The following is a 16,565-nucleotide window of genomic DNA, read 5'->3' on the forward strand; positions in this document are numbered from 1 at the left end:
ACCGATCAGCTTTGATGAGAGGGGGTGTAGAGCCCCCTCCCACCGGGCAGGGTCAGATCACAAACTTGGCCACCATCGCGTTCAAGTCCACCGCCAGGCGCGACAGTTCATGGCTGGCGGCGCTGGTCTGGTTGGCGCCGGAGGTGGACTGGGACGCCAGGTCGCGGATATTGACCAGGTTGCGGTCCACTTCGCGGGACACCTGAGCCTGTTCTTCCGAGGCGCTGGCGATTACCAGGTTGCGTTCGTTGATCAGGCTGATGGACTGGGTGATCTGCTCCAGCGCCACGCCGGCGGCGCGCGCCATTTCCAATGTGTCCTGGGTGCGCTGGTTGCTCTGCTGCATCGATTGCACGGCCTCGCCGGTGCCGTTCTGGATGCCGGCGACCATTTTTTCGATTTCCTGGGTCGACTGCGCGGTGCGATGGGCCAGCGCCCGCACTTCGTCGGCCACCACCGCAAAACCGCGCCCGGCTTCACCGGCGCGTGCCGCTTCGATGGCGGCGTTGAGCGCCAGCAGGTTGGTCTGCTCGGCAATCGCGCGGATCACGTCGAGTACCTTACCAATGTCACGCCCCTGGGTGGCCAGGCCCTCGATCATGGCGGCAGTGCTTTGCACGTCGTGGGTCATGGTCTGGATCGCGTCGACGGTCTGCACCACACGGTCGCGGCCTTCACGCGCAGCCTGGTTGGACTGGTGCGAGGCTTCGGAGGTGGACACCGCGTTGCGCGCCACTTCTTCCACCGCTGCGGTCATCTCGTTGACCGCCGTGGCGGCCTGATCGATTTCGTCGTTCTGTTGCTGCAAGCCGCGAGACGCTTCCTCGGTAACCGCGCTCAACTCTTCGGCCGCCGACGCCAGTTGAGTGGCCGAGCCGGCGATATGGCGGATGGTCTGGCGCAGGTTGGTCTGCATGGTCGACAAGGCGCCGAGCAAACGTGCCGGCTCATCCTTGCCGTCGTCCTCGATTACGCTGCTGAGGTTGCCGCCGGCAATAGTCTCGGCCACCTGCACGGCTTTGCGCAGCGGCGTGACGATGCTGCGGGTCAGCAGCCAGGCCAGCAATACCGTCAGCAGCGCGGCGGCGACCGAGACCACCACGATCCCGGTGATCGCGCTGGTGTAGCTCTGGCCTGCCACGTCATTGGCTTGCTTGGCCGCGGCGCCATTGAGCGCAATCAACTTGTTCAACTGCTCGCCCATCTGGTCGGTGCCGTCCTTGATCCGGGTGTTGATCAGGGTGCGCATCTCATCAATCTTGCCGTCCCTGGACAGGCTGAGCATGTCGGCCTGGGCCTTGAGGTAGTTGTCCAGGGTGGTCACGAAGGTCTTGTACAGCGCCGCCTCTTCCGGGCCGGCGGGCAAGGCCGCGTAACCGGCCTGGGCAGTCTTTGCTTTATCGACCAGCACACCGATGCGGGTTTCGGCTTCTTTCAGCGCGGCGGGATCACGGTTGACCAGCACGCGAAACGACAATATGCGCATGCGCAACACATTCTCAGTCACCTGCCCAAGGTACGTGACGCTGGGCAGCTGATTGCTGTTCATATCCACCGAAGCCTGGCGAATCAGGCTCATGCGATTGGCCGCGAACCCGCCCAGCACCACGACCAGCAGCGCGATGAAGGCGAAACCCAGCGAAGCGCGAGGAGCGATATTCAAATGACGAAGCGACATAGAAGAGTTCCCGAATAGAGTGTCTGCGCGCATCCGTGCCGCAAAACGATCAGTCAGCGTCAACGCGCTGCCCTGAGCCTGGTCACCACTATTGTTTTTGATAGGTGGGCCTATAAGCAGTATCGGCAAGGATCGGGATTTTATGCAGGGCACTTATAAATATTTTTTTACACTTCTGACGACCAGCGCTTTCTGGCATCCTGCGCCTCCCTTTTCCGACCCCGGGCCCCTACTTTGTCTGACGCTCAAGCCCCCCGCCCCCGCTATAAATCCGACCTGATCTACGGCCTGGAAGACCGTCCGCACTTCAGCGCGGCACTCTTTGCTGCGTTGCAGCATGTGCTGGCCAGTTTTGTCGGCATCATCACCCCGACCCTGATCGTCGGTGGCGTGCTTGGCCTGGAAAGCGAAGTGCCGTACCTGGTCAGCATGGCGCTGTTCGTCTCGGGCCTGGGCACCTTTGTACAGGCGCGCCGGTTCGGCCCCATCGGTTCGGGCCTGTTGTGCCTGCAGGGCACCAGCTTTTCGTTTATCAGCGTGATCCTCAGTGCCGGCTTCATGGTCAAGGCCCGCGGCGGCGGCACCGATGAAATCCTCTCGACGATCTTCGGCATCTGCTTCTTCGCGGCGTTTATCGAAGTGGTGCTCAGCCAGTTCATCGGCAAATTGCGCAAACTCATCACCCCGGTGGTGACCGGCACCATCATCACCTTGATGGGCCTGTCGTTGATCAAAGTGGCGGTCACCGACATGGCCGGCGGTTTCGGTGCCAGCGACCTCGGCGCGGCCGGCAATATGGGCCTGGCGGCGCTGGTGTTGCTGACTATCGTAGTGCTCAACCGCTTCAATAACCCGTTCCTGCGCCTGGGTTCGATCGTGATCGGGCTGACCCTGGGCTTTGTGGTGGCCTGGTGGATGGGCCGCGTCGACATGGCGGCGCTGCCCCAGGTGCCGTTGATCAGCGTGCCGGTGCCGTTCAAGTACGGGTTTTCGTTCGACTGGGTGGCGTTTATTCCGGTGGCGGTGATCTTCCTGATTTCACCGTTGGAAGCCGCCGGCGACCTGACCGCCAACTCGATGATTTCCCAGCAGCCGGTCAAGGGCCCGCTGTATATCAAGCGCATCAAGTCCGGCCTGCTGGCCGACGGCCTCAACTCGGCGATGGCCGCCACGTTCAACAGCTTGCCGATGGTGACCTTCGCCCAGAACAACGGCGTGATCCAGCTGACCGGCGTGGCCAGCCGCTATGTGGCGTACTTCATCGCCGGCTTGCTGGTGTTGCTGGGGCTGTTCCCGATGATCGGCGCGGTGCTGCAACTGATGCCCAAACCGGTACTGGGCGGCGCCACGCTGATCATGTTCGGCACCGTGGCCGTGGCCGGCATCAAGATCCTCGCCGAAGCCGGTCTGCACCGGCGCAACGTGCTGATCGTGGCGATTTCCCTGGGCATGGGCCTGGGCGTCGCGGCCGTGCCGGAAGTGCTGCGCGAGCTGCCCAAGGCGCTGCATAACATCTTCGAGTCGCCAATCACTGTAGGAGCGTTCTGTGCCATCCTGCTGAACATTTTCCTGCCCGAAGAGTTCATAGAGCTGGAAGAAGATGAATTCGATCCGGAGTCCTCGACCCTCAAGGTGATGCAAGACCCGGACATCACGAAATAGGAGCCCCCACATGCGCAAGCTCATGGTGCTATCGCTGCTGCTGCTGACCCTGAGCGCCTGCGCGCTGTTCCCGAACCGCGACCCGGTGAACATCAACGTGGTAGGTATCGAACCGCTGCAAAGCCAGGATCTGGAAGTGCGCTTCGCCGTCAAACTGCGGGTACAGAACCCCAACGAAACGGCGATCGACTACAACGGCGTGGCTCTCGACCTGGAAGTCAACGGCCGGCCGCTGGCCTCCGGCGTGAGCGACCAGGTCGGCAGCATCCCACGTTTCTCCGAGACCGTTCTGACGGTGCCGGTGAGCGTTTCGGCATTTTCGGTGCTGCGTCAGACCCTGGGCCTGAGCCAGACCCAGAGTTTGAACAACCTGCCCTATGTGCTGCGGGGCAAACTGGCCGGCGGACTGTTCGGCACCATGCGTTTCGTTGACCGAGGCACGTTGGATATGCCTGACAGCGCGACGTGGTAAGCCGGTGCAACCGACCGATACCGCCATCGGGGGCAAGCCCTCCCCAACCTTCCCGCCAACGCTTCAGTCCGTGATAGAGCGCACGCCTGGCTTGGTGCGCTCATCCACCACCAGTTCGAACACATCCGGCCGTGCGTAATGCCCCACCACGTCGTAGTCATATCGCGCGCGCACCAGGTCGTCGGTATCGATCCGTGCCGTCAGCAATCCCGCTTCGCCCACCAGCGGACCAGCCAGGATGTCGCCCATGGGGCCGACGATCACGCTGCCGCCTGCGATCAACGGGCGGTCTGAAGGCCAGTTGGCAATCTCCACGCCGAGGGCGGCGGGTGACGCCTGCACCTGGCAGGCGCTGACCACGAAGCAGCGGCCTTCATGGGCCACATGGCGCATGCTCACCTGCCACATCTCGCGCTCGTCCACGGTCGGTGCGCACCAGACCTCTACGCCCTTGGCATACATCGCGGTGCGCAGCAGCGGCATCATGTTTTCCCAGCACACCGCGCCGCCAATACGGCCCACGGCCGCGTCGATCACCGGCAAGGTGGAACCGTCGCCCTTGCCCCAGATCAACCGCTCGGTGCCGGTGGGCATCAACTTGCGGTGCTTGGCAACGAGGCCGCCGGCGGGTTCGAAATACAGCACAGTGCAATACAATGTGTTGCCGCTGCGCTCGATCACTCCCAGCACGAGGCTGGCGCCGGTGCGCGCCGCCAAACCGGCCAGGGCTTCAGTTTCCGCGCCCGGTACGTCGATGGCGTTGGCGAAGTAGCGGGCAAAGGCTTCGCGGCCCTCGGGCAGGCGATAGCCCAATTGGGTGCCGAACCCTTCGCCCTTGGGATAGCCCCCGAGCAGCGCCTCGGGCATTACCACCAATTGCGCGCCACTGCGGCGGATCGCGTCTTCATAGCCAAGGATTTGCTCAAGGGTGTCGGCCTTGCCGCCTGGCAGGGAACCGATTTGCAGGGCGGCGACGGTAGAAATGGGCATGACGTTCACTCCGATAAGTGGGCTTGGGGTTGCCCATTCTCCCGCCAGCCCCGATCATGAATAAAGCCCACCTCAGTACTGAATGATATGAGCCAGATGAATATCGCCCAGGTCGACCTGAATCTGTTGAAAACCTTCGAAGCCCTGCACGATGAGTCCAGCGCCAGCCGCGCGGCGTTGCGCCTGGGCGTGACGCAATCGGCCATCAGTGCGGGACTGCGGCGCCTGCGCGACGTGTATGGCGACCCACTGTTCGTGCGCACCGGCCGTGGCCTGGCGCCCACCTTGCGCGCCAACCAGTTAAAGCCGGTGATCAGTGAAGCACTGGACCGCTGCCGCCAGAGCCTGGCGATGGTCGACCCGGTACACCCGCAGTATCAGGGGCGCTCCGTGGTGGTAGGCCTGTCCGATGACTTTGAGATTGCCTATGGCCGGCGGCTGATGGTGCAGATTGCACAGCGTTTGCCGCAGTTGCGCGTGATCTTTCGCCAGACCCACAGCCAGATCGTCGCCGGCGCCCTGCTCGACCGCACGCTGGACCTGGCGATTACCGCCGGCGGGTTCGCCCAGGGCCGGTTGAGTCGACAGGTGCTGGGAGAAGGCGATTACCGTTGCCTGGTGGACGCCGGCAGCCTGGCGCCGGGCCAGGAAACGATCAGCCTGGAGCAGTTCGTCAGCCGCGAGCACGTGCTGGTGTCGTCCGGAGGGTTTATCGGGATTACCGACGAAGGGCTGGCAGCGCAGGGATTGAGCCGCCACGTATGCGCATCGACCAGCCACTTCGCCGCCCTGCCGTTTTTACTCAAGGGCAGCCAGGCGGTGGCGACCATTCCCGGGCATGCGGCCCAGGCGATCGCCCAGATGACGGGGCTGCGCGTACTGCGCTGCCCGCTGGCGCTGCCGCGCTACCCGGTGGAGCTGGGGTGGCGCACCCAGGCTCAGCTCGATCCGCTGTTGCTCAAGGTGCGCGAGGCGATTGTGGCGAGCTTTACTTCGCCGCCGCCATGAGTTTGTTGACTTCGCTGCGCACCATGTTGGAAAACTCCGGCGGCGACATGCCGTCCAGTTCCGCGCGGACCCACTCGGCCCATTTGCCCTTGCGCTTGGCGCGCTCGCCGAACAGTCGCGCGGCTTCGCCCTTGGCCTTGCCCAGGTTGGTTTGCCACAGGTCATAGAGGCGCGACTTTTCATCTTCCAGCTCGGCGCGCTCGGCGAGGGTTTTGTTGGCGAGATTGAAGCTCATGTTGAATTACCTGCTGCACAAATAGGCGACATCTTACACCGACAGTCGCTATTTCAAGATCCGGATTTCGCCCGGTCCCCGCCACCGGCAAAAAAACTGCAACTTTTGCGGCGGTCGGGGACTCCATTGTTCACTGCCACATTCACTTGCAAGGAGTCACCCCATGGCCCGCAAAACCGCTGCCCAAACCGCCGCCGATCAAATCAAGGACCAAGCCTTCAGCGAACTCGCTTCGCTGATTGAAGAGTCCGACAAGCTGCTCAAGAGCAGCGCCAGCCTCGTTGGCGAAGAAGGCGAGACTCTGCGCGAGCAGGTCGCCCTCAAACTCAAGCAAGCCATGGACTCCGTGACCAGCGTGCGCGAGCGCAGCAAACCCGTGGTCGATGCGACCGAGACCTACATCGGTGGCCACCCGTGGCAGACCGTGGCTATCTCGGCAGGCTTCGGCCTGGTGGTTGGCCTGTTGCTGGGGCGCCGCAACTAAACGGCTTCTGCGTCGCCGCTGCCTGTCGGCGGTGACGCGGTTTCAACTGGCCCAATCGCGCAACTGATTCAACGCATCCAATTCCACCACGATCCCCTCCTCCAGCGACTTCGCCCGTGTGCGATGACGTCGATCCCCCGGCAACCGCCGTAGCCCCACCGCATGCATCTGCCGCACCAATTCCTGGCTGCGCTCGGCGAAGCTTTGCCCTGCGGTCTTGCTTGGATCGATCACGATCAGCAACTGCCCGGTCCACGGCGTGCGCGCGCCTGGATGGTCAGCCCAATTGAATTCGAATGAAAAGTGCCCACCGGTCAGAGCCGCCGCCAGCAGCTCGACCATCATCGACAATGCCGACCCCTTGTGGCCGCCGAACGGCAACAGCGCGCCGCCCTCGAGCACCGCCCTGGGATCGGTGGTGGGCTGACCGAGGCTGTCCACGCCCATGCCCGGCGGCAGGCGCTCGCCCTTGCGCGCGGCGATCTGCACATCCCCATGGGCAATCGCACTGGTTGCCAGGTCGAACACAATCGGTGGCCCATCCGCGCGCGGTGCGGCGAAGGCAATGGGGTTGGTGCCGAACAGCGGACGGTCGGCGCCATGGGGCACCACGCAGGTCATGCTGTTGACCACGCTCAGCGCCACCAGCCCTTCTTCGGCGAAGGGTTCGACATCCGGCCACAGCGCGGCGAAGTGATGGGAATTATGTATCGCCAGCAACGCAATCCCCGCGCTGCGCGCCTTGGTCACCAGCACATCGCGCGCCGCCGCCAGGGCCGGTTGGGCAAAGCCATTGCCGGCATCCACGCGGACAAAGCCGCTCGCCACATCGGTCACCACCGGCAGCGCCTGGCCGTCGACCCAGCCGCTGGCGAGCGTGCTGAGGTAACCGGGGATACGGAAAATGCCATGGCTGTGCGCACCGTCGCGCTCGGCGCTGGCGCAGTTATGGGCCAGGGTCGCCGCTACCTGCGGCGAGGTGCCGTGCTTGACGAAGACCGCATGCAGCAGCCCCACGAGTTCGTCGAAACCGATAAGCGCGCTGGCATTGTCAACTGTCGGGGACTGGGCAGACATCTGTAGCTCCGATTTTATAATTGGAAGAGACAACAAGGATCCAGATCGTCGATTAAACAACGCGCCCCGTGCCCGCTGTCAACGGCCGCCCCCAGTTATCTACCGCCAGCCGCGCCGCGCCGCCGCATACCGTGGCGCCTCCTACCGCCGCATTGCTGGAGAGCGCACCATGGCGCACGTCACACCGCCGTATTTTTTCGATGAATTCCTGGGTCCGGTCAAACGCAGGGAACCTACGCCAAGGGAGCGTGCGCTGGGGTTGACGCTCAAGGATCTGGATTGGCTGCACACGCTGTACTACGCCAGTCATGACGCGCGCATGGACGCCAGGATCCACGGTTTCCCCATGCGCGTAGAACGGTTGCTGATCACTCCTGCGGGCCAACCCGCCCTGCCGCTGGCCGGCGCGTTCGTGATGAGCCCGACGCCCGACGCTGGCAAGGCGGTGCTCTACACCCCCTATGGCGGCCTGGAAGTGTTCGACAACCACGCCGCGCTGCTCGCTGACGTGACAGCGCGCCTGCGCCAACCGGAGCAGCGCACTGACCTGCTGCAATTCGTGTCCCTGGGCGATCAGAAGGCACTCTCGACCTCCACACGCCTGACGCTGACAACCGCCGTGATCCCGGGCGCCGTGATGCCGGATCAGCAGCAAGCCATCCACGCCGCGCAGGTGCACAATGTGATCGCCATGCTGGGTGAGCTGCGCAAGCTGCCAGACTTGCCTGACATGCTCGACAAACTGCTCGGTATCATGGCCCGCCCGTACTTCCCTGATGTGGAACAACGTGACACACGGGTGGATTTCTTCAGCCGTGCGTCGCCGGAAGAAGACAGCCGCTGGGTCGACTCGGTGCCACTGCGCGAGGCGCTGTTGCGCTTTTACGCCCGGCACGCCTGGCCCGCCGACCAAACCCACACCTATACCAACCCAGGCCGCGACTTTCGCGCCTTGACCGACGCACAGCGTGCCCAGGATCAGCAACGCTGGGACAACGTAATCGAACACACCAGCGGCATCCTTTCAAAATTGCTCAACCATCTGTTGCAGACCTTCTGGCACGAAGACTTCAACGGTGGCGGTCAGTCCCGTCTGCATTTTTGTGCGCGGGTGATGAGCCAGAAATTCCGCGCCGACCTGCTGTTCAAGCATCAGGACATGATCCTGAGCAGTGCCGAGATGCAGAAACTGCGCAGCATGGCCCTTGCACAGCAGGCCGCCTCCGGCGATTTGAGCATCGAAAAGGTACGCATCCACGCCCCCTTCCAGCACTTCGTCGACCTGGCCGGCACCCTGATGATCAGCAATGCGCATGCCTACCTGTACACCCAGTCCCGGGGCCTGCAGGTGCTTGGCGACCTCAATGACCTCAAGGACACCCTCGTGTCGATGCTCAAGGCCACGGGGCATGAAGATGAGTTGCTCAACTTCCTGTCCCTGGATGAGCGCAGCCTGTTTATCGCTATGGATCAAGTGCATGTCAGCGGGCAACCCATCCTTGGCAACGTGTTCGAAGCCATGGTCGAAGATATCGTGGCCAAGCAGGCCGACAACCTGGAATACGCGCTGGGCTTGTATCGGTGCAGCTCCGGCAGCGTCAACCTGGCGGCATTGCTCGACAGCGCCCTGGACGTACGCACCATGCTCGACAGCCAGCTGTTGGAGCAGGACGCGGGTGGGCGCTGGTCGGTGCATCCCATCACCCAGGGCAACGGGCGCCCGACGACGGTCCAGGCTGAAAAAGCCAAGCTGCAGCTGCAGCGGTTGCAGGCCGTCGAGGCGGCGCTGGTGGAGGAACAGGCCAGCCACCCGACCCTGCGCGACCTGGCGACCCAAGCATTGGAGGCCGAGCTGCGCAAAGGGCTGCTTAGCCTCAAGGCTTGCGAGGTGTACATCAACACGTACGCCTCCGCGGCGGAGGAACGCGAAGAGCGCCTGCCCCAGGCGTCATCGAGCCTGGTCGAGCACTTTATCGCACGCCTGGTGCGACAGGCCGGGCCCGTGGGCGCGTCGACGCACACCGGTGTCTACGGCCCGCGTCACCAGGGCGCTGCCTTCCAATTGCACAACCTGACGACAGTGGAAGTGGATGCGCTTATCGACCGGGCACTTGGCACTTTTGCGCAACAGACGCTGGGAGCCTTGCCTGGGATGTTAGTGAAAAATAACCTGGCCCACCTGAGTCATGGCCTGTTGCAAGGCCTGGACGGCGAAGTGCAACTGCGGGGCGTAGCGAAAAACCTGCCGCCGCGCGCGTTGGCGCTGTTGCACAGTTCGCTCCAGCCTGACGGCATGAGCCGGCTCACCCGGCATGGCCTGGACGGGTTCATACCGGATGCGTTCAGCCTTACCCTGCACCCAGACAACGGGGCCGACCTACAGGGCCTGGCCAACTGTTTTGTGCTGACCGAGCGCGGCGGCCTGGACCCGGACCATTCGGGCACGGCGGTGCTATGGACCCCCGCGCGCGGCTACGAAACCTTTGCATCCATCACCCGCCTGCGGGACATCCTGACCCTGCGCCTGCAAGATCCCCGGCAGCGCCTGCACCTGCTGGAAAACCTGCCGATATCCCAGCGCGTGCCCCACCGTTCCTGGCAGCTGGGGCCACTGCAACGGATTGACGAGCACTTGCTGCACGATCGGCAACACAGCTACAGCGACGCCACCCGCGACGAAATAGAGCACCTGCTCTCGCTGCGATTGAGCCCCGCGCGCTTTCAGGAATGCGTGGACGCCTTGATCCGGCGCGCACCGCCGTCCAACTTACCCAGGGCCATCGCGATGGCGCGGGCGCTGATCAACCAGCAGGCACTCCCGGTCTGGCTGGGCATGGCGGCACCCGCCGAGCAGATTCTGCACGCCGAGCTGGTGGAGCAGTACCGCATCAGTGCCCCGGACGAGCGTGATTATCTGCATAGCGTTACGCCCCTGCGCGAACATGTATTCGACCGCCTTTCGGAATTGCTCGACGCACGTTTTCCCCGGCAAGCGCTGAACCCGAACAATGTGCTGATTCCCGGACGGGTCGAGTTGGCCGGCAACACCCAGACGCTCACGGACTTTGCGATGCGGCACTTGCCGACGTTGCGCGCCGACGATATCCGCCCCCGTTCACGCACCGGCGACCCGCTGCCAGCGACGCTGGACGGCTCCGCCATTGAGCAACTGATCCGCCAGGTGGACGTGGAAAGCTTCTATGGACAATGGCTGAACACCCACCTCAAGGGCCCTGGCGAGCAAGCGCGTACACGGCGCCAACTGTTCTGCCGGCAGTTGCCCTGGCAAGTGTTGCAATACGCCCATGAGCAAACCCTGGATGAACGCTTGTCTGCATCGGCCTGGGGGTTTATCCGACAAATCTTCGATATGCCCGACGCCCTGGCTCGCGCCACCGTGCATGGCGTGACGGCGCTGGTTCGCCCCCTCGAACTGATCGCCACACAGGGCGCCTCGCGCGTGCGGGCATTGGGCTGCTACCTGATCGGCCCGAAACCCGAGGCTACCGGGCCGCTGGTGCTGTATGCACCCTACAGCCCTGATCACCTGCTGAAGGAGTTTGCCAACGAGACGGCACTGCTCCAGGCGTTCGCCGCCCCCGGCACACTGCAGCAATGGGTGATCGGCCAATTGGAACCGGCGCATCAAGCCACGTATCGCAACTTGCTCAGTCAACAGTGGACTCAAGGTCCTTCGGAGATTCGCTTCGGCGCCAACGCCATCGCCGGTAACGTGCTTGATCAACTATTCAAGGACAATTGCGAGATGCTGCTGCGGATGCTCGGCAGCCAGTTCTCTGCGTCGGGCAAAAACTACTGGGATGCAGTGACCAGTCTGCTGACCAAGGGGATTGCCGCAGGCGTGCGTTTCATGGCGGGAAAACTGGTCTATCCGCTGACAGTGTGGCGCAGCTACGCACTGTTCAAAACCTCTGCCGAAGACCTGCAGCAGCACCGCTGGCAACACGCACTCAAGACCTTTGCCGGCGGCGTGGCCGAACTGGCGTCCCTGCGCAAGGCGCTGGACAAACTGTTTCCCGAACCGCCACCGGCCACACATCCAGTCCCGCTGGAGCAATGGCTGCAAGACGCACCGCCGGCCGCCACGACGTTTGCAGCCCTGGACATGACCGCGCCCGAGCGCACGCATCTGCATGTCTTCGAAAACCATGATGTTGCCTTGGACACACTCACGCAGAGCGCGCTGACTCAGGTCTACAGGGACAAGATCGGCGTCCGCGATTACGTACCGGTGGCGGGCAAGGTCTACTCGGTAAAACGCGCAGGCGAATACTGGCGCTTAAGCAGCGACGACCACCTGGGCCCTTATGTGCGACTCACCCCACGGGGCGAGTGGGTGTTGGACCTGGGTCTCCTCAACCCGCGCTACGGCAAGACGTTAAGCCGCTATGCAAGCCAGGCGCGCGCGTACCTGTCAGAGCGAGAGGGCATCAATATCGAAGCGGTCGGCATGCCCGCGATCAGGGCACTGTCAAGCTGGAAGGCACAGTGCATCGACGAAGCGCTGAATGTCGCGACCTATTACGCGGTGAACTGCAAGCGCAACATTCAGCACTTTGGTGGACGTCGCGACCCCGGAAGCCGGACCGGACTTTTTTTTGCCGAGCTGTTCGGCGTGCCTCACCTGACCCTCAGCCAGTTGCAGCGCATCGAGAAGCGGGTCGACGATGTGCTGGACGAATTGACCAATCACACCTTGACCAGTCCGAATTCCATGCGGTTTGTCAGCGGCAGCCATCGCCAAAACCCGCACACATCGTTCGCTTTCACGCTGCCGGACGACAGGGACCATAAAATTTATTTGGTGGAGCGCTTCTTCGACCCACGGATGGACCATTACCAACCCTATTTAACAACCCCGTTCAACCTGTCGGCCCACGCGAGGGCAACCACGTTGATTCATGAAATCACTCATATCAGGTCATCCACCGAAGACTTGGTTTACCTCGACAGCATGCTTCCGTTTGTCGATTTGATTGATGGCGACCGTCAAGGCGGGCAGACGCTGAAAACCGAACTCTGTGGGTTGCGTGCCAATGCACTTTCACTCCTGACGCCCACAGAGATGCTGTTCAAGACGCTAGACGACCTGAGCGGTGGGTATGAGGATTTCGGCAGCTCCCAGGGAACTTCCCTGCAGCGATCCAAAGTGTTGAGTACCACAGGCGTACGCACCCTGGCTGAAGCGCGCAAGGTGTTCATGACCAATGAGGACAAGCGTATCGATACGATCCTGGCCAATGCGGATTCGTTGACCTTCCTGATCAGCGAAATCGGCCGGGCGCTGGATGCGGGAGCCTGAACCGGCTCCCGGCGGGTTAATCAGTCTTTCTGGTCGCGCAGCACGTTACCCGAGGCGCCATCGATCCGCGCTTCATAAACGGAACCGTCGGACTTGCGACCTTTGACTTCCCAGTAGCCGTTGTCGTCGGCTTCCGCCGCGTAGACCTCGACATAACCGGCCTTGGTCTTGGCCACTTCAATAGCCTTGTCAATGGTGATCCAGCCTGCGCCTGGCTTATCGGCCAGGGCGGCGCCGGCACCGAGCAGCGCGGAGGTTGCACACAGGGCGACGAAGGTTTTCTTCAACATAGCGTTACTCCTTTGTGGGAAATGCGGACGCGTGTCCTGAATTTTTAGGTAGCGCCAAACAAGAATAAGTTCCAATTGATGTGCAATCGCCATGATGGCTGTTCTCGCCATCTGCCTGTGGGGGTTAGAATGTGGGAAATCAGGATGCGTTAATGACCGAAAAGTCTGTTTCAGAAGCCGAATACGACACCATCACCGATGCCGCCGCGCAGTGGTGCATGCGCCTGCATGCCAGCGATTGCACACCGGCTGAACGTCAGGCTTTTCAACAATGGCATGACGCCCATCCCTTGCACGCCTTTGAATACGCCGCGATGCTGGAAATCTGGGACGTCGCCGATCACTTGCCGCGCACCGCACCCGCCGCGCCGGTATTGGCGTTCAAACCGCGCAGCCGCGTACGTCGTTATGCCGTGGCGGCAGCGCTATGCCTGGCGGCCTTGCCGCTGGCCGCGTTTACCGGGTGGCAGGCCGGGTGGCTGCCCAATTCCTATGAACGTTTCGAGGCGACCCAGGGCTTGCGTCAGGTGACCTTGAGCGATGGCAGCCAGGTAGAGCTGAACCTGGGCACCGAACTGGTCTATAGCAACTACAAGGATCAACGCCGGGTCACGCTGAAAAAAGGCGAGGCGTTTTTCAACGTCAGCCACGACAGCGCCCACCCGTTTGTAGTGCGCGCCGGCGAGGGCCAGGTGCGCGTGACGGGCACCCAGTTCAATGTGTGGAAATATGGCGATCAGGTCCGCGTGATGCTGCTCGCAGGCTCGGTGCAGATCGCCAGCGATGCCATACACGGCAGCGTGCCACTGACCCCCGGCATGCAGGCCAGCTATCAACCGGGCGATGCCACGCCGCGCGTGAGGCCGTTCAGCCCGAATGACAGCGCCCTGGCCTGGCGCCAGGGCAAGCTGATCCTCGACAACCTGGCGCTGGCCGATGCGCTGCCGCTGATCAACCGCTACCTGAGCAAACCGGTGATGCTGGCCGATGCCGGAACCGGCGCGATTCGGATCGGTGGCATTTACAACCTCAGCGAGGTCAATAACCTCATCCCCTCCCTGCCCAAGGTGCTGCCGGTCTACCTGACCCAGAACCAGGACGGCAACCCCGTACTCAACTCCATCCCGCGTAAAACCCCGAAAGGCTGAGCGCGGCCGATCCGTGCGGGCCCGTTCGCGCCCACAGTGTCCATTTTTGAAACACCTGCCTGAGCTGAAGCCCGTGTACACCGTGGGTTCATGCTTTTGTCATGCACGGTGTTACACCGGTGATACACAGGGGTGAATCGTTTGTGGGACAGCGGGCTACACACGCTTGAACGGCAGGTGTTTCAGCGCTGAGACACCGCCATGGGTCGACGCGCCGCTCGATCTTCATAAGCCATTGAATATCAAAACAATTTAAAAAGCGGCACGGCATCTGCTCTATTCCCCACAGCACTGTTCAGGGTCAGTGCCGAGAATAAGGATATGCCGCCGTGAACACACTCACACAACGCTCGATAAAGGTACTGCTGACCAGCTGTGTGCTCAGCCTCGGCATCAGTGCGTCGACCTTTGCCGGTGATGGCGTGATCGTGACAAGCCGCAACGTACAGGCGCACATGTACGGTCGTGCCCCTTTCGGTAAAGACCCCTACCCCACCACGGCCAACGCCAATCCCAGTCGCGAAGTGATCAACGCCACCGGCGAACTCAGCGACCTTGATATCGGCGGCGTGAGCAGCGGTGCCAGTTTCGCCCAGGTCAATCAAAACAGCGGCGTGCTGACCGGCCCGCACGCCACCCAGAACAGCATGTCGACCCTCGGCGCGGGTGCCTCCGCCAGCCACGGCAGCGGCAGCAGCATGGGTGGGCAGATCAGCGATTCGATCCAGCGCGGCATGGCGCCCCTGAACAACATCGGCAGCATGATGGGGGGCAAGTAATGAACCGTGCCTGGCTGATCTTCGCCCTCTTGAGCAGCGCCTCGGCCCTGGCCGATAACAACGCGGTGATCGACAACAGTGGCCAGGATTATCGCGGCAACTTCTCGATCAATCAGGCCGCGGGCAACCAGCAGCAAATGGCCAATACCCGCGCGATCACGCTCGGCGGCCAGGCGACCACCGTCAATATCCAGAGAATGGACGGCCAGGTCGATCCTGCCCTGAACGCCAAGGCAGCGATCCAGGGCAGCGCTTTTACCAATGGCAACGGCATGCTGGGTATCAACCAGACGGCCGGTGCCAATAACCAGACCATCAACGCCGTGCGGATCAGCGTCAATCCTGGCCCGCAAAGCATCGATGACAGCGTCCTGTTGCAACAGAACACGACGCAGTTGACCGACTCAGGTCTCACCTCCACCACTGGCAGCCGCCTGGTCGTTACCAGCGATCAGGCCTTCACAGGCAGCCGAGGAGTGATTCAGGTGAACCAGAGTGCCGGGGTGGGGAACCGAGTGGCTAACACCCTGGGCATCACTATCAAGTGAACGCTTGGTAGTACCGGCTGGACCGTACCAACACTTAAACCACACTTAGAAGCAAGGAGAAACACCATGAAACCTCAAATGGCTCTCAAACCCCTGGTTTTCGCTCTCGCCGCACTCATGGCTGCCGCCGCTCAAGCAGGTGGCTGGCACCCTGCGCCTCAACCCACCGGCACCATCGCCGCGGTGGTGACCGATGTACAAAACAGCGCAGCCAACCGCTTCGACGACACCAAGACCGACAACAATGCTTCGGCCGATAACTCGGTCAATGGCAACAGCGGTAACACCGGTGTCAACGTGCAGGCCGGCAGCGGCAACCAGGCCGACAACTCGGCGGCGATCTCCAGCGCCAAAGGCGACGCCGCCACGGTATTCGGCCTGGTCGACGTGAACCAGAACAGCCTGGGCAACGGCTTCACCAACAAAGGCACGCAGAACAACGCCTCGCTGGATAACTCGGTCAACGGTAACTCCGGCAACGTGGGTTACAACGGCCAGGCCGGCCAGGGCAACCAGGGTAAAAACAACCTGGCGATCGTCACCGCCGATGGCAAAAACATCGCGGCCGCCGCCAACACCGAGCAGAACTCGCTCGGCAACAGCTACCTCAACGCGGCCGCGACCAGCCACGGCTATGGTTATGGCCATGGCGGCAACGCGCAGTATGTGTCCAACAACGCAAGCCTCGACAACTCGGTCAACCGCAACTCCGGCAACGTGGGTGTGAACCTGCAATCGGGCTCGGGCAACCAGGGCAGCAACAGCCTGACAATCGGTCAAGGTTGCACCGTCTGCGCCAGCGGCGTGCGCTTCTGATCCAACGGGGCCTTGGCGACAAGGCCCTTTCCTATTCCAGTGTCCACCCGGCCTT

14 protein-coding genes are annotated in these 16,565 nt (G+C 62.4%); 9 read left to right on the top strand and 5 right to left on the bottom strand.

Going from position 1 to position 16,565, the window contains the following annotated elements; translation table 11 throughout:
* Nucleotides 1-52: 52 nt before the first annotated feature.
* Complete coding sequence (locus tag QRN10_RS09820; protein WP_502941390.1) at nt 53-1,711, bottom strand: methyl-accepting chemotaxis protein; 1,659 nt, start codon at nt 1,709-1,711, stop codon at nt 53-55.
* A gap of 201 nt (nt 1,712-1,912) precedes the next feature.
* Between QRN10_RS09820 and QRN10_RS09825 the strand changes: the two genes are divergently transcribed.
* Complete coding sequence (locus QRN10_RS09825) at nt 1,913-3,340, top strand: nucleobase:cation symporter-2 family protein (RefSeq protein WP_181077277.1); 1,428 nt, start codon at nt 1,913-1,915, stop codon at nt 3,338-3,340.
* 10 nt (nt 3,341-3,350) lie between these two features.
* Nucleotides 3,351-3,812 carry an LEA/WHy family protein gene (locus QRN10_RS09830; protein WP_266249035.1) on the top strand — a complete coding sequence of 154 codons (462 nt, stop codon included), beginning with the start codon at nt 3,351-3,353 and terminating at the stop codon, nt 3,810-3,812.
* A gap of 63 nt (nt 3,813-3,875) precedes the next feature.
* Here the strand turns inward: QRN10_RS09830 and QRN10_RS09835 are convergent, their stop codons facing one another.
* Nucleotides 3,876-4,802, bottom strand: coding sequence for a carbon-nitrogen hydrolase family protein (locus QRN10_RS09835; RefSeq protein ID WP_285428308.1), 927 nt, complete (start codon nt 4,800-4,802; stop codon nt 3,876-3,878).
* 96 nt (nt 4,803-4,898) lie between these two features.
* On the opposite strand from QRN10_RS09835, the gene QRN10_RS09840 reads away from it, so the two are divergent.
* Nucleotides 4,899-5,810: a LysR family transcriptional regulator gene (locus QRN10_RS09840; RefSeq protein WP_181077366.1), complete on the top strand. Its 912-nt coding sequence runs from the start codon at nt 4,899-4,901 to the stop codon at nt 5,808-5,810.
* Here the strand turns inward: QRN10_RS09840 and QRN10_RS09845 are convergent.
* On the bottom strand, nt 5,791-6,045 hold the full coding sequence (locus QRN10_RS09845) for a hypothetical protein (RefSeq protein ID WP_003190904.1): 255 nt from the start codon (nt 6,043-6,045) through the stop codon (nt 5,791-5,793). The two genes, QRN10_RS09840 and QRN10_RS09845, sit on opposite strands and share 20 nt — an antisense overlap.
* Before the next feature lie 163 nt (nt 6,046-6,208).
* On the opposite strand from QRN10_RS09845, the gene QRN10_RS09850 reads away from it, so the two are divergent.
* Nucleotides 6,209-6,529: an ElaB/YgaM/YqjD family protein gene (locus QRN10_RS09850; protein ID WP_253507009.1), complete on the top strand. Its 321-nt coding sequence runs from the start codon at nt 6,209-6,211 to the stop codon at nt 6,527-6,529.
* Between the two features lie 42 nt (nt 6,530-6,571).
* On the opposite strand, the gene QRN10_RS09855 is transcribed toward QRN10_RS09850, so the two are convergent.
* Nucleotides 6,572-7,606: an Ldh family oxidoreductase gene (locus tag QRN10_RS09855; RefSeq protein WP_181077269.1), complete on the bottom strand. Its 1,035-nt coding sequence runs from the start codon at nt 7,604-7,606 to the stop codon at nt 6,572-6,574.
* Between the two features lie 169 nt (nt 7,607-7,775).
* Between QRN10_RS09855 and QRN10_RS09860 the strand changes: the two genes are divergently transcribed.
* On the top strand, nt 7,776-12,929 hold the full coding sequence (locus QRN10_RS09860) for a dermonecrotic toxin domain-containing protein (protein WP_285428310.1): 5,154 nt from the start codon (nt 7,776-7,778) through the stop codon (nt 12,927-12,929).
* 20 nt (nt 12,930-12,949) lie between these two features.
* On the opposite strand, the gene QRN10_RS09865 is transcribed toward QRN10_RS09860, so the two are convergent.
* A complete protein-coding gene (locus QRN10_RS09865) occupies nt 12,950-13,219 on the bottom strand; it encodes a PepSY domain-containing protein (protein ID WP_181077266.1) in 270 nt (89 codons plus the stop codon).
* Between the two features lie 152 nt (nt 13,220-13,371).
* Here QRN10_RS09865 and QRN10_RS09870 point away from each other — a divergent pair, with 152 nt between their 5' ends.
* From QRN10_RS09870 to fapC, 4 genes are all read left to right on the top strand, one after another.
* Entirely contained in the window at nt 13,372-14,367 is a 996-nt protein-coding gene (locus tag QRN10_RS09870) for a FecR family protein (protein ID WP_181077264.1), read from the top strand.
* A gap of 329 nt (nt 14,368-14,696) precedes the next feature.
* Nucleotides 14,697-15,146, top strand: a complete 450-nt coding sequence (gene fapA, locus QRN10_RS09875) for a fibril amyloid chaperone protein FapA (RefSeq protein WP_253506999.1) — start codon at nt 14,697-14,699, stop codon at nt 15,144-15,146.
* Nucleotides 15,146-15,694: a fibril amyloid subunit FapB gene (gene fapB, locus QRN10_RS09880; protein WP_181077260.1), complete on the top strand. Its 549-nt coding sequence runs from the start codon at nt 15,146-15,148 to the stop codon at nt 15,692-15,694. Before fapA ends, fapB begins: the two co-directional genes overlap by 1 nt.
* A 66-nt stretch (nt 15,695-15,760) precedes the next feature.
* Nucleotides 15,761-16,510, top strand: coding sequence for an amyloid-like fimbrin subunit FapC (gene fapC / locus QRN10_RS09885; RefSeq protein ID WP_253506996.1), 750 nt, complete (start codon nt 15,761-15,763; stop codon nt 16,508-16,510).
* The last annotated feature ends 55 nt before the right edge of the window (nt 16,511-16,565 follow it).

This window comes from Pseudomonas sp. lyk4-R2A-8 (assembly GCF_030209095.1).
Taxonomy (GTDB): domain Bacteria; phylum Pseudomonadota; class Gammaproteobacteria; order Pseudomonadales; family Pseudomonadaceae; genus Aquipseudomonas; species Aquipseudomonas quebecensis.

Excerpts from the sequence above, each read along its gene's own strand:
- QRN10_RS09855 (WP_181077269.1), bottom strand. The coding sequence starts at position 7,606 with ATGTCTGCCCAGTCCCCGACAGTTGACAATGCCAGCGCGCTTATCGGT.
- QRN10_RS09865 (WP_181077266.1), bottom strand. The coding sequence starts at position 13,219 with ATGTTGAAGAAAACCTTCGTCGCCCTGTGTGCAACCTCCGCGCTGCTC.
- fapC (WP_253506996.1), top strand. The coding sequence starts at position 15,761 with ATGAAACCTCAAATGGCTCTCAAACCCCTGGTTTTCGCTCTCGCCGCA.
- QRN10_RS09840 (WP_181077366.1), top strand. The coding sequence starts at position 4,899 with ATGAATATCGCCCAGGTCGACCTGAATCTGTTGAAAACCTTCGAAGCC.
- QRN10_RS09860 (WP_285428310.1), top strand. The coding sequence starts at position 7,776 with ATGGCGCACGTCACACCGCCGTATTTTTTCGATGAATTCCTGGGTCCG.
- QRN10_RS09830 (WP_266249035.1), top strand. The coding sequence starts at position 3,351 with ATGCGCAAGCTCATGGTGCTATCGCTGCTGCTGCTGACCCTGAGCGCC.
- QRN10_RS09835 (WP_285428308.1), bottom strand. The coding sequence starts at position 4,802 with ATGCCCATTTCTACCGTCGCCGCCCTGCAAATCGGTTCCCTGCCAGGC.
- fapB (WP_181077260.1), top strand. The coding sequence starts at position 15,146 with ATGAACCGTGCCTGGCTGATCTTCGCCCTCTTGAGCAGCGCCTCGGCC.
- QRN10_RS09820 (WP_502941390.1), bottom strand. The coding sequence starts at position 1,711 with ATGCGCGCAGACACTCTATTCGGGAACTCTTCTATGTCGCTTCGTCAT.
- QRN10_RS09870 (WP_181077264.1), top strand. The coding sequence starts at position 13,372 with ATGACCGAAAAGTCTGTTTCAGAAGCCGAATACGACACCATCACCGAT.
- QRN10_RS09850 (WP_253507009.1), top strand. The coding sequence starts at position 6,209 with ATGGCCCGCAAAACCGCTGCCCAAACCGCCGCCGATCAAATCAAGGAC.
- QRN10_RS09845 (WP_003190904.1), bottom strand. The coding sequence starts at position 6,045 with ATGAGCTTCAATCTCGCCAACAAAACCCTCGCCGAGCGCGCCGAGCTG.